Genomic DNA, 13,386 nt, shown 5'->3' with positions numbered 1-13,386 from the left:
CGCGTCCTGTTTGCAGAGTAAGGATAGTCCACTTTGCGAGGAATAAATATGCTCAAAGCCCTACCGATGGTCTCATTTTTTTACAAAACCCGCGGCGCATCGAACCCATCCACGGCATCAAGGGTAAGGGAGGCACATCCGCTATTGCCATAGCGGTCCGTCAACCGCAACGGCAAGGCCGGAGGAATAAAGCCGTTGCCGGTCAGACTGAAGCCCCAAACGTTATCACCAGCCGGCGAGGGGCCGGCAGACGCATCGTAAACATCGGTCTCGATAATAAAATCAATAAGATTACTTTATTGCATCAGGTCACTTACCTCTATCATGTGATCATTTTAACGAAATGAAATGGCACGACAGCAGCTCTTTTATGATACTTAAATCATTAACGCGGATTTTCTTAGGTTTTATCAAGATGAAAACATGCTAATAAAACACCACATTTATAGTCATGCCGCGCACACAATTATTACTGTATATAAACGATGACTTGATTCAGATATTCCGTCGCTTTATTTAAGACTGAATTTCTTGGTCAAGTGAAAGCGCATGGGATCTTTGATTACGAAGGTATTCGGGGCGTCCCACTCCCATACGCGGCAAAAAATACCGTCAATAGTTTTATAACGCAATCCTTTGTCCTCCAAGTTTTTTAACAAGGTACGTATTGTAACCATTTCAAAATCTTGCGAGGCATGAGAACGCACGGTGATAATATCCACTTTATACTCACTTGCAAGGCGGGACGCAAAAAGATCGTCATCCTTAGGGAATCGCTCTAACCGGTAATTGTGCTGAAAATCACGGCGAGTGACCTCTGCGGGCGTAAAGCTATTGTCGGCTGCTTGCCGCAATCCCAACCTTAGCCTTCTTCCCTCTTTTATACCATACCTCACTTGAGTCCCTTGCGGCGGCGTGAAAAAACCCGCCTCTTGGTGATATTTTCCATGGGACGAAATAATAAGGCGTTCTGAATTTTCAGACCCTTTAAATAAATACAGATCGTCGCCCAACTCTATCCTGTTGCCAAGCGCGATATCTTCAAGACCTCCTCCCCTGGCGGTGTTAGCGCGTCTGGCCGCCAATTTGCCGACGCCCGCCCCCGCCCCCGCGCCTAATCCCAGAGCCAGCGATGCCCATCCCAGCGCCGCCGAGGCCTGCGGATTCTTTTCCTCCAGCGCGATGGAGGCAATGCCTGTCGCCGCCGCCGCCGCTTCAAGGGTAATCAAGACGCCCGCGACCAATGATAGTGAGGCGCCGCCGGTGGGGATGCTCAAGGCAAAGCCTACGACAGCCAAAACGATACCCAGAATGCCCTGCCAGCTGATATGGCCGCTCGGATCGGCGTTATTGACCGGGTCGCCGGCGCAATAGACATAGGCATTGATACCGCCCGCGCCGAACGGACTTAACGAATCCGGCGTATTAAAACGCATCAGCACCGGGTTATAAGCGCGATAGCCGTTGCCCAGGTGATAAGCGCCGCTCACCGGATCGGGACGCTCGCCGGTAAAACCGGGCAACGACGGGCGGAAGGCAGGACTAAAGCCCCAGGGGGTATAACGGACCAGCTCCGAGGTCTGATTTTCGGCCCGTGACCACAGCAGGCTGTTCTGATCATTGGTGGCCGTCAGTCGCAAGTTAGTACCGTCATGCACCGCTGCAGTGGCGCCGCCCAGTTTGGCTAGCCGCACCGGCCGCAACGCGCCGGGTTGCTGCTCGTTGACCCTCTCATCACTGCGGTAATAAAGCGCATGCGCGCCGCGCCCGGTTACCGATTGTCCGACCAATCGATTGAGGGCGTCATAGCCATAACCGCCGCCCGGAGCGGGGCCGCCCGTCACCGAAATCAAACGGCCCAGCGGGTCATAAGCAAGCCGGCGTCCGGCCTCGTCCAGCGTCATCTGGCCGTTGGCGTCATACGTCAGCGCTATCACGGCGGGATAATCCGGATGGCTGTGCTGCACCCGGCTGAGCTGAGTGGGATCGCTGGGGTTATTAAATTGAAACAGCGCATTGTCCACGCCGCCGGGAAACGTGGTGCCGCATTGGGTAATGTTGTCGATGGCGTCATAGACAAAGGTCTGTAACGAGATAGACTTGCCGTAGGGGTCTACCGGCGGCGCGGCGCCGGCGCAGGTATAGCGTTCCAGCCGGTTGCGGCTGTCGTAAAACCAGGCTTCCTGGCGCAGTATTACATTATTGTGCCGTGTTTCGCTGCTGCGCCGCTGGTCGTTGGCATACCAGGTCTGGCTTATGGTCAGCGTTTCGTTATTGGCCGCTGTGACCGAGCGGGCAATCTCGCGGTCAAACTGATCGTAGCCCAGCCTGATGGTGCAGCCATGCAGACCGCGTGGGTCGGCGGTGTGCCGCGTTTCCAGTCTGCCCAGCGCATCGTAGGTCAGTGTTATAACCATATCCGCATCGCTGACCCGAACCAGTTGCCCCACCGCATTATACTGATATTGGGTCTGCGTGCCGGTGACATCGGTATACTGCGTCTGGCTGCCCATCAGGCTCCAGGCGTGGTTTACCCCACGCAACGGCTGGCCCGGCACGGTAAAGGTTTCTCCCTGCAACTGGCCGGAGCGGGTAAACGCGCGCGTGGTAACCACGCCATTATCGCCCGTGGCTCGCGTCATTCTGCCGCTCAGGGGGTCCCAGGTAAAATCCTGGCGCAGGGTGCCGCTGGTCACGCTCCTGACGGCATTATCCAATTGGGGAATATATTCATAGCGCAGCACTTCGCCCATCGGCGTGGTCACAGTGGACGGCAGCGGGCTGGCGCCAGTCCAGCCAAAACGGGTCAGGCGACCGCCGCTGGTACTTTGCATGATGCGCCCACTGCTGTCATATACCTGGGAGCCCAACTGAAAAATACGCGCAGCGGAATTAGTAACACGGATGGCGGTAGCCCATAGCTGGTCGCTAAACGGCACGTACATTTTACTCACCACGCTACCGTCGGGCAGACGTTGGCCTACTACCCGATCGAAGGCATCATACTGGTAATCGGTGGTGCGGCCCATTTCATCGGTTTCCTGACGCAAACGACCCAGGCCATCATAACGGCGGGTGACCTGCCCCAGCGTCACGCCCGACCGATCGCGCCGGACAATGGTCAGCGGCAGCCCGCGGACGTCCAGAGTGGTCAGGGTCCAGCCGGCATACAGCGTCTGATTATTGGCGAAGCCCTCGCGGGTCTCAGCCTGGGTCAGTGCAATCGGGTCGCTTTGGGTTATCAACGTGGTTCCGTCGTTGAACGCGGTACGCAATAGGTTCCCCCAAATGTCATACGTGATCGCCGCCGTACGCGCCATACGGGCGACCTGGCCGCTGCGGGGATAGTCAAACACGCTTTCGGCGACCCGCTCGCCAAAAGCATTATAGGCGGCGGTTTGCGCCTCAAACCACTGACCGTTTGTATCCGGATCGCTAACTTCCTGGCGCGTCACCCGCCCCAGGCCGTCAAACCAGCTGCGCGTGATATTGCCGAGCGGATCGGTGGTGGCGGTGTAAATAGCGGTGCCGCCGGTTACCGGCTGGGTTGCATAGGTAAGCGTGGTCACCTGCTGGAACGCGCTGCCGGCATTGCGGGTGGAGCGGGTAGGGCGACCGAGATTATCATAGACATTTACCGTGCGGTTGCCCTGCTCATCGGTCTCGGCCAGCACCCGCCCACTTAATATCGATACTTCCCGGCTGGTAGTGAGCGTTAGCTTATCGTGACCGGTGACCCGCTCGCTGGTGGTCAGCACATTTGCGTTTAACGTATAAAGTTGTTCGAGGAAATTCGGATAACTCAGACTACTGTTGTTGAGGTCATAAAACCAGCGCACCGTGCGCGCAGGTCGCCCATGCATCGTCGGGCTGGCGCGCTGGTTAAGGTAGAACTGCTGGGTATGCAGTATCCGGGTTGCGCCGCTGGCGTCAAAGCGGTCTTCCATCAGCACGCTATAAGGGGCGGGGGCGCCGGCCATGGCGGGCAGGGAAATATAGTTGTAGTTCTCGTCGCGCGCGGGGGTGGAGAACGCCGAGGGGGCCGGGATTGTATTTTTCCGCCGTATAAAGCGTGTAAATCCCCATGGGTCGGGCGGGCAGCCGGGTTCCCCGGCGGGCGAATAATAAAACAGCTCGGTAACCATACCGTCCGGGGTTTGCGTGCGGGTGGGATTGCCTGAGGCATCGAATTCCGTCAGGGTAATTTCGCTACGCGGCGTACCGGAGAGATAGCGCCATATAACAGTCCGGCTGCGCGGCAGCTGAAACTGCGGGGGCTGATTGTCAAAAACCGTGCCCGGCAAGGCATAATACTCGGTAATGGTACGAGTGCTGGCACCCAGGCTTTGCGTTTCCTCTTCGATTTGCAGATGGAAGTTATTGTATGTGCAGATCGTCGCCCGCGAGACGCCGCCGCTGGTCACTGTTCTGCGCGACCAATAGGTATAGGCGTTGAGAACGCCGAAAAGGTTATCGCGGTCCGGCGACCAACTGCCGGCGGTGCCGTAGCCGAGGTAATTCGAGTTGGAGTAGGTATAAGTAGTGTCAATCCCCTCCTGACCGGCGCCGGGAGATTTTAAATGCCTTGATACCGCCGGCAGGGCCGGCAGGCCCGCACTGGTCGGAAACAACATCCGGGCGTTTTGATACCAGACCTGCTCCCTGAGCCCGGTGGGATAGTGAATACCGGTAATCGGATACCAAGACCCGACCGTTGTATAGTCAAACGTCCAGGTCAAGGGCGGCGTCACCGCGTTATTCGTCAACTGGTACAGATTATTATTACGGTAAATCATCGTCAGGACATAACTTTCGCTGCTCCCCGGCCAAAGGGTAAACGTGGAGGCGTTAGTGCCGGAGTAGACCGCCGACAGCAACAGTTTGCCGGTGCTATCGGTAATTCTTTCCAGGCGCGTCAGAGAGCCGAGGATGTTCCAATCAAACTTAAGCCACTGACCGGTGGGTGCATGAATATATTCCGGGACTTTCATCGACCGCGCGTCCTGTGGGCCGGTCAGCACTTCCACGGTGCCGTTTTTCCAGATAATAAAATAATTGGTACTGGTCCGCATAAAGCGAAAGCTGTCCAGCTTATGCTGAACAATGATCGGTTGATCTCCGGTTTCAATAATATTATATCGCTCGCCGGTATTAAGCACTAATAGCCGATTCGCGAAGTCATAATAGGAATAACCCAGTGAGATACCTATTCCGTAACCATCATTTCCAGTGCTAAGCGGTGAATATGTCAACCTGGCGTCAAATGCCGGGCCAACACCGCCGTTACCCACCAAATTGGCAATGGGAAGCGCGATTACAAACAGGCCCGTGCGGGGATCGACTCCGCCCTGCAGACCCTCGATAGAATTTGAGGCCTGGGAAGAAAATAAATTGCTCATAGATCAATCCTTGCGAGTTTATTTACTTTTTTCGTTTATACAATCATCGTAACTGAGGCACATCGAAGTAATCATTGGTATTAAAATACAGTGTGAGATTGCCTTTATTACCGTATTTATCAGTGAGACTAATAACACGCGTGCTCGCTTGGCCGCTACTCCAATAATGAGCCACAATGTCAGTCTCACCCCATATAGAAAACTGATACATGACCAACGTTGCCGGATTCGTAATATTATTATCTACGTCACCGGCATTTAAAGAGGTAAATAATTTAAACGCGAAACCAGAAGCATACCCCAAGAAATGGCCTTGAACTTCTGGATTAAATGGCTTTACATACCAAAAATTCACTTGATAATAAGAGCGGCCCCAGCCACGCTCCATCACAGAAAAAGGCCGACTATAAAGGTAACTAGAGCCTTGAGCAATTCCTGTAAATCCTGCCCCCCCCCAAGGGTCATTACCTAAATTCAAATCGGCGTCCGAAATAATATCCATAGGTTCTGCTAATAAAAAAGTTCCTCCTATTTTTGGATAAAGATTGATAGTTACACAATCGAGCGTTCCATTATAATGATAATAGGTAACTAGTCTATGGGACTCCCAATAAATATTATCCCGTAAAGTTTCTCTCGATCGTTGACTGAGAGTAACGTTTCTCGCGTCAGAATAATCAATGGGGTCCAAGGCATTAATTGTAACAGAACTGAAAAATCCGGGGGTACCGTATAAACCTGTACTTATCACCTTTGGCGAAGCGGCCGGATGGGTCAAGGTTAGTTGCACCGCGATTTCAATGGTTCTGGAAGGACTAGCTGCCCCACGTTCTACGAAATAACTAAACGTTCTGCCACTTGTCTCGATAAGTCCATCCACAGGCACCATTTGAGTTTCGGTTTCCCTGAACCTTTCGGACATGTTCATCTCATTGATATCACCTTGGTAATATCCCGTTGATGAATAGCTGTTTTCCAACATATGATCTTTTTCAAATGTAGTCTGATGGGCATCTGCATTTGTCTCAGTATTGTCAGGCAGTATGTACGTAGACGGTGTATCCTGGACTGGCGCAAATGATGGTGCCGGAGGGAGAATATCGAACCCAAGGGAACCATAAACAACAAACCAAGTACTGTTGTTAGGATTCTGGCTTAGATGCGCTGTCCTAATAACCTCTATTAGATTTACATTACGTCGAAACTCGTCCAATGAATAATCCGTGAATTCCTGGCCGAATTCATCCAATGCTTTTATATAAATGATAACTTCTACGGTGTTGAAACCATTTCCATAGATATATGCAACACGGTTAGTTGTAGTAAATGAAACCTGCAAGGATTCAATAGATTTGATATCAGACCAAGCCATTTTTTACCTCCTATCATTATAAAATCACAATCGATACTCAAGAAGCTAAAATTATTTTTGTAAAATTCAAATTCCAATTACTGAATTTCATTAACTGAAACGAGAGAAGATTTTTTCATTAACATTATTTTTATATTTTTTCCTATATAAAACAATATGTATTTATTTTCATTAAAACTCCTTAATTATTGTTAAAGGAAAAGTAATTCAAAAGGATGTCAATAAATGGAATTCATAAACGCTACAAAATTCTTTTTTTTCAATCATTTAAAGAATAAATAAGAGAGAGGTGCATACATTAAAAAACTTTATTCTAAGATAAAAACAGATCACATTGCTGTTATAAATTTTTCGCTCACTCGCTATATAACAATAGTACCAGCAGTAAATTGCCATCGGGCATTAATATTTTAATTTATGTCGAGTAAAAGTTAAAAAATGTCATATCAATAAGTTTCATCAATATGATCGATAACGAGGCGTCAGAGAAAAACCATTTGCTGGATTAAGCTCTTTGCTAAAAAAAAACCGGCCAGTATTCACTGACCGGTTCTGTTACCCGCTACGCGGTTACGTCCGAAATGCTATTGCAGCAGCGAAATATCCGCCACCCGCAAAAACAGCTGTTGCAGCTGGCTGAGCAGCGTCAGGCGGTTAACCCGCACCTCGGCGTTGTCGTCCATCACCATCACTTTATCGAAAAACGCGTCCACCGGCTCGCGCAGGGTGGCCAGTTCCGCCAGCGCTTCCTGGTAGCGGCCCGCGGCAAACAGCGGCTCCAGCTTATCGCGCAACACCGTAAGATGCGTCGCCAGCTGGATCTCCGCCGCGTCTTTCAGCACCGCGGCGCGCACGTCGCCGTTCAGGGTGTCGGTGGCCTTGGCCAGGATATTGGACACGCGCTTGTTGGCGGCCGCCAACGCGGCGGCGGCGTCCAGGGTGCGGAAATAGGTGACCGCGCGCATGCGGGCGTCGAAATCCGCCGGTCGGGTAGGCCGGCGCGCCAGCACCGCCTGGATGGTGTCGACGCTGTGGCCCGCTTCCTGGTACCAGGCGCGGAAGCGGCCGAGCATAAAGTCGACCACATCGTCCACCACCCTGGCATTGGTGAGTTTTTCACCGTACAGGCGCGCGGCTTCGGCGGCCAGGGCCGATAAATCCAGCGGCAGGTTGTTCTCGACGATAATGCGCAGCACGCCCAGGGCGGCGCGCCTGAGGGCAAACGGATCTTTATCCCCTTTCGGATGCTGGCCGATGCCGAAAATACCGGCCAGGGTATCCATTTTCTCGGCGATGGCCACCGCCGAGGATACCGGCGTGGACGGCAGGGCATCGCCGGAGAAACGCGGCTGGTACTGTTCTTTTAGCGCCAGCGCCACGTCTTCCGGCTCGCCGTCGTGGCGGGCGTAGTGCATGCCCATCACGCCCTGGGTGTCGGTAAACTCAAACACCATATTGGTCACCAGGTCGCACTTGGACAGCAGCCCGGCGCGGGCGGCATGCTGCACGTCGGCGCCAATCCGGCCGGCAATCCAGCCGGCAAGCGACTCGATACGATCGCTTTTATCGCGCACGGTGCCCAGCTGCTGCTGGAATAATACGGTATCCAGCCGGGGCAGCCGGTCTTCCAGGCGTGTTTTCAAATCGGTGTTATAGAAAAATTCGGCGTCGGCCAAACGTGGGCGCACGACTTTTTCATTGCCGGATATCACCTGGCTTGGGTCTTTGGAGGCGATATTGGAAACAAAGATAAAGTGCGGCAGCAGCTTGCCCTGGGCGTCGTACACCGGGAAGTATTTTTGATCGCCCTTCATGGTGTAGACCAGGGCCTCGGCCGGTACGGCGAGGAATTTTTCCTCAAACCGCGCGGTGAGCACCACCGGCCATTCCACCAGCGAGGTCACTTCTTCCAGCAAACTGTCGGTCAAATCGGCAGTACCGCCGATTTCCCTGGCCGCCGCCTCGGCGTCGCGCTTGATCTGGGCCTTGCGCAGCTCGTAATCGGCCATCACCTTGCCACGTTCCAGCAGCAGGGCCGGGTATTGGTCCGCGTTGTCCAGCGTCAGTTCGGACTCGCCCATAAAACGGTGGCCGCGCACGGCGCGGGCGGAGTCTATGCCCAAGATACGCCCCGGAATCAGCTCGTCGCCCAGCAGCAGGACGACGGTATGCACCGGACGGATAAACTGCGTGTCGCTGTCGCCCCAGCGCATCATGCGCGGGATCGGCAGTTTAGCCAGCGCGGTGGTGACCATGCCCGGCAGCAGTTCCTGCGCGCGCTTGCCTTTAACCGACGCCCGGTAGAGCAGCCATTCGCCCTTGTCGGTCACCTGGCGTTCCGCCTGCTCGACGGTGATGCCGCAGCCGCGCGCCCAGCCCTCGGCCGCCTTGGTGGGTTTGCCCTCGGCGTCAAACGCCTGGGCAACGGCGGGACCGCGTTTTTCAATGTTGCTGTCGGCCTGGGCGGCGCCAAGGTTTAGCACCTTAAGCGCCAGGCGGCGGGGCGAGGCGAACCATTGCACCTCGCCGTGGGGCAGGTTGGCGCCGTCGAGTTCGGCGGTAAACAGGGTGGCGAACGACTGCGCCAGTTGGCGAAGCGCTTTTGGCGGCAGCTCTTCCGTGCCGATTTCCACCAGGAAAGTGTGTTGCGTCATGGCCGGCCTCTTATTTCTCGTTCTTTTTGCACATCGGAAAACCCAGGGCTTCCCGGGAAGCGTAGTAGGCTTCGGCGACCGCTTTGGTCAGGGTGCGGATCCGCAGAATATAACGCTGACGTTCGGTAACCGAGATGGCCTTGCGGGCATCCAATAAATTAAAGCTGTGCGCCGCCTTGAGAATACGTTCATACGCCGGCAGCGGCAGGGGTTTTTCCAGCGCCAGCAGCGTCTGCGCTTCTTTTTCGTACTGATCGAAACAAACAAACAGGAAGTCGACGTCGGCGTATTCGAAGTTATAGGTGGATTGCTCCACTTCGTTTTGATGGAATACATCGCCGTAGGTGGTTTTGCCCAGCGGGCCGTCGCTCCAGGTCAGGTCATAGACGCTGTCCACGCCCTGCAGGTACATGGCCAGGCGTTCCAGGCCATAGGTGATTTCGCCGGTCACCGGGCGGCATTCCAGCCCGCCCACCTGCTGGAAGTAGGTAAACTGCGTCACTTCCATGCCGTTGAGCCACACTTCCCAGCCGAGGCCCCAGGCGCCAAGCGTCGGGTTTTCCCAGTTGTCCTCGACAAAACGGATATCGTTAATGGTCGGATCCAGCCCGACTTCTTTCAGCGAGCCGAGGTATAATTCCTGGATATTGTCCGGGGAAGGCTTGATGATGACCTGAAACTGATAGTAGTGCTGCAGGCGGTTGGGATTTTCGCCGTACCGGCCGTCGGTGGGACGACGCGACGGCTGCACGTAGGCGGCGGCAATCGGCTCCGGTCCCAGCGCCCGCAGGCAGGTCATGGGATGGGAGGTGCCCGCGCCGACTTCCATATCCAGCGGTTGGACAATGGTGCAGCCTTGGCGCGCCCAGTAGTCCTGTAAGGTCAGGATCAGGCCCTGAAAGGTCTTGGGATCAAACTTTTGCATGTTGAATTCGCACGCGATAAAAGTGGATATATTAAGAATGCGCCAGTATACCCTCTGGCGGTAAGATATACAGCCCAATTAAGGAGTAAGGCGATGATCCGCCCGTTTGTGCCGGGCGATATGCCCGCGCTGCTGGCGCTGTGGCTGGACAGCACCACCCGCGCCCATCCCTTTATCCGCGCCGGCTACTGGCTTGAGAGCCTGCCGTTGGTGCGCGACGACTACCTGCCGCAAGCCCGGAGCTGGGTGGCTGAGCGCGACGGCGTCATCACCGGCTTTATCAGCGTGATGATGGCGCAGTTTGTCGGCGCGGTTTTTGTCGCGCCCCGCTACCATCGCCAGGGCATCGGCCAGGCGCTGATGGCGCGGGTAAAACAGCGCTACCCGGTGTTGACCCTTGAGGTCTACCAGTTAAACCGCGCCGCCTGTCATTTTTACTACCGCCAGGATTTCCGCGAAATCGGCAAGGCGTTTAACGCCGAAACCGGCCATATGCTGCTGACCCTGCAATGGCGCGCCGGTTAAAAGCGGTTGTTACCGCTTCAGGATTGGCTATGCTAACGCTGGTCAGCAGGTTATTTACCCGGGGCGAAACGTTGCCCATGCATGCGCTGGCGCGGCAAGCAAACCAATGCCGCCGGGACGCAGGCACATAATCCGCACATGCACGTTGTTCAATGGTTTAATAATACGCGCCGCCGGGGCGCGGATAAATTTATCAGCCGCTCAGGTGCATGAATTTCTATCAGGAGAGGTACGCCGTGAGCCAGCAAAAAGGGACCCGCGCATCGGGACGCGCCACCATCAGCGATGTGGCCAGAGCCGCCAACAGCGGCAAGACCAGCGTGTCGCGCTATTTGAACGGCGAGCTGCACCTGCTTTCCGACGACCTTAAGGCGCGCATCGAAGCGGCCATCGTGCAGCTCAATTACCGCCCCAGCCAGATGGCCCGCAGCCTGAAGGGGGGACAGACCAGGCTGATAGGCCTGATTATCGCCGATATTACCAATCCCTATTCCGTTGACGTGATGCGCGGCATCGAGGCCGCCTGCCGCCGGCACGGCTTCACCCTGCTGGTATGCAACACCAACAACGAAGTGAACCAGGAACGCCACTATCTTCAGCTGCTTAACGGCTATCAGGTGGAAGGGATCGTGGTCAACGCGGTGGGCATGCATGAAGATGCGCTTGCCATGTTGCAGCAGTCCTTGCTGCCGATGGTGCTGATTGACCGCAAAATTCCCGGTTTCGCCTGCGACATGGTGGGCCTGGACAACCGCGAGGCGGCGACCCGCGCCACCGGGCACCTGATCGCGCAGGGATTTGAAGCCATTATGTTCCTCAGCGAGCCCCTGGGCACGGTGAATACCCGCATCGAACGGCTGCAGGCCTTTCGCGCCTGCCTGGCGGCCCATCCGGATCTGGCGGCGGAAGAGGCGGAGTGCGCGCTGAACGATACCGACACCCTGGCCGCCGTTATCCAGGACTTTAACCGCCGCCACCGCGGCATGCGCAAGGCCATTCTGTCGGCCAACGGCGCGCTGACGCTGCACATCGCACGCGTACTGCGGCGCCAGGGCCTGAACTGGGGCAGCGATATCGGCCTGCTGGGATTTGACGAACTGGAGTGGGCGGAGCTGGCGGGCGTGGGCATTACCACCTTTAAGCAGCCGACCTACCAAATCGGCTACGCCGCGCTGGAACAATTGTTAAAGCGCATCCAGGGGGCCGACGAACCGGTCAGCGAACAAGCGTTCAGCGGCGAGCTGATCGTGCGGGGGTCCACTACCCGTTAGCGAAGTGGATAAGACCGTAAGGCACCCTTAGGAAACGGAAAAGTCAGATAATAGTTTCCTCCCTGCGGCGACCACGCGCCGTTAATCGCCGCGCACCTCCCCGCCCCGCCCCGGATGCCAGTTGGCTAAATTAGTGACAGCGATCATAAATCTGACATAACGGACTTCTCAATGGAACCGGTACCATCTACCGTAAAACCATCACCGCGGAAAATGTCTCCGCATGGGAGTCCAAGATGAAACATGATGTGTTTGTGGTTACCGCCGCGTACGGCAATGACAATGTCCTCGCCATGGGCGGGCAGCAAAAACTGCTGCCGACCATCGCCGGGGCGGGCGCCGCCGGGGTGGAAATGCGCCGCGAGCTGCTGACGGAAACCGACCTGGCCCGCCTGCCGGAACTGGCCCGGGAGATAGCCGGCCTGGGGCTGCGCTGCTTCTATTCCGCGCCGGAGGCCTTATTTACCCGGGACGGCGCGCCCAACCCGTTGTTGCCGCAGCTGTTCGACGAAGCCGAACGCCTTGGCGCCGAGCGGCTAAAATTATCCCTAGGCCATTATTCCGCCACCGGGGATATGGCCGGCCTGGACGCGCTGCTGACATCCCGGCGCGTGCTGTTAATGGTGGAGAACGACCAGACCGAATGCGGCGCGCTGGCCCCCATCAGCGCGTTTTTGCGCCGGGCGCGGGATGCGCGGCTGCCGGTCGGCATGACGTTTGATATGGGCAACTGGCGCTGGGTCGGGGAAGATCCGCAGGCGGCGGCCGCGGAGCTGGCCTCTTTTGTCAGCTATATCCATATCAAGGTCGCGCTCCCGTCGGATAACGGCTGGCGCGCCACGGCGCCGTTATCCGACGGGCAGGACTGGCGGCGGTTGCTGGCAAGCCTGCCGGACGATGTGCCGCGCGCCATTGAGTTTCCGCTGGAAGGGGACGATCTGGCGGCGGTAACCCGCCGGTTCATCGCGCTATTGCAATAAGCGCGCCGCCTGGCCGGCTTATGACCGGGCCTCTTTCCGGCGGTAGCCGGGTCCGGCCGCCGGCGTCACGACGGCCCCGCCCCCGCGGTGTGCGCCCGGGCGCCGGGGTAATTTATTCGACATAGGGATGGAACCGATACCAAAGAACATGATGATGCCAGCGCGCGCGGCGGCGGATGGCCGGGCAGGCTATTGACGCACCGCGTCGAAACAATAACAACGACATCGGAACACCCGCCCCGGCCCTACCCTGCGGCGGT

Annotated in this window: 7 protein-coding genes; 3 read left to right on the top strand and 4 right to left on the bottom strand. The window is 56.1% G+C overall.

Going from position 1 to position 13,386, the window contains the following annotated elements:
- Positions 1-512: 512 nt before the first annotated feature.
- The 4 genes from ACL2XM_RS22345 to glyQ form a co-directional block, all read right to left on the bottom strand.
- Positions 513-5,072: an RHS repeat-associated core domain-containing protein gene (locus ACL2XM_RS22345; RefSeq protein WP_413731640.1), complete on the bottom strand. Its 4,560-nt coding sequence runs from the start codon at positions 5,070-5,072 to the stop codon at positions 513-515.
- A 370-nt stretch (positions 5,073-5,442) separates the two neighbouring features.
- The gene (locus ACL2XM_RS22340; RefSeq protein WP_413731638.1) at positions 5,443-6,771 is read right to left on the bottom strand and encodes a hypothetical protein; all 1,329 of its coding nucleotides are present in this window, start codon (positions 6,769-6,771) and stop codon (positions 5,443-5,445) included.
- Positions 6,772-7,355: 584 nt separating this feature from the next.
- Complete coding sequence (gene glyS, locus ACL2XM_RS22335; protein ID WP_413731637.1) at positions 7,356-9,425, bottom strand: glycine--tRNA ligase subunit beta; 2,070 nt, start codon at positions 9,423-9,425, stop codon at positions 7,356-7,358.
- Positions 9,426-9,435: 10 nt separating this feature from the next.
- Positions 9,436-10,350, bottom strand: a complete 915-nt coding sequence (glyQ, locus tag ACL2XM_RS22330; protein ID WP_410012968.1) for a glycine--tRNA ligase subunit alpha — start codon at positions 10,348-10,350, stop codon at positions 9,436-9,438.
- 93 nt (positions 10,351-10,443) lie between these two features.
- On the opposite strand from glyQ, the gene ACL2XM_RS22325 reads away from it, so the two are divergent.
- The 3 genes from ACL2XM_RS22325 to ACL2XM_RS22315 all read left to right on the top strand — a co-directional run bounded on the left by ACL2XM_RS22325 (position 10,444) and on the right by ACL2XM_RS22315 (position 13,126).
- On the top strand, positions 10,444-10,875 hold the full coding sequence (locus tag ACL2XM_RS22325) for an N-acetyltransferase (RefSeq protein ID WP_413731636.1): 432 nt from the start codon (positions 10,444-10,446) through the stop codon (positions 10,873-10,875).
- 236 nt (positions 10,876-11,111) lie between these two features.
- Positions 11,112-12,146: a LacI family DNA-binding transcriptional regulator gene (locus ACL2XM_RS22320; RefSeq protein WP_410012966.1), complete on the top strand. Its 1,035-nt coding sequence runs from the start codon at positions 11,112-11,114 to the stop codon at positions 12,144-12,146.
- 236 nt (positions 12,147-12,382) lie between these two features.
- Positions 12,383-13,126: a sugar phosphate isomerase/epimerase family protein gene (locus tag ACL2XM_RS22315; RefSeq protein ID WP_413731634.1), complete on the top strand. Its 744-nt coding sequence runs from the start codon at positions 12,383-12,385 to the stop codon at positions 13,124-13,126.
- Positions 13,127-13,386: the final 260 nt, after the last annotated feature.

Origin of the sequence: Sodalis sp. RH20 (assembly GCF_047324205.1) — a bacterium.
GTDB lineage: Bacteria > Pseudomonadota > Gammaproteobacteria > Enterobacterales > Enterobacteriaceae > Acerihabitans.
This window is presented reverse-complemented; position numbering and strand designations above follow the sequence as displayed.

What these genes read in the sequence shown, in the direction of transcription:
- ACL2XM_RS22345 (WP_413731640.1), bottom strand. Translation starts at nt 5,072, where the DNA reads ATGCGGACCAGTACCAATTATTTTATTATCTGGAAAAACGGCACCGTG.
- ACL2XM_RS22340 (WP_413731638.1), bottom strand. Translation starts at nt 6,771, where the DNA reads ATGGCTTGGTCTGATATCAAATCTATTGAATCCTTGCAGGTTTCATTT.
- glyS (WP_413731637.1), bottom strand. Translation starts at nt 9,425, where the DNA reads ATGACGCAACACACTTTCCTGGTGGAAATCGGCACGGAAGAGCTGCCG.
- glyQ (WP_410012968.1), bottom strand. Translation starts at nt 10,350, where the DNA reads ATGCAAAAGTTTGATCCCAAGACCTTTCAGGGCCTGATCCTGACCTTA.
- ACL2XM_RS22325 (WP_413731636.1), top strand. Translation starts at nt 10,444, where the DNA reads ATGATCCGCCCGTTTGTGCCGGGCGATATGCCCGCGCTGCTGGCGCTG.
- ACL2XM_RS22315 (WP_413731634.1), top strand. Translation starts at nt 12,383, where the DNA reads ATGAAACATGATGTGTTTGTGGTTACCGCCGCGTACGGCAATGACAAT.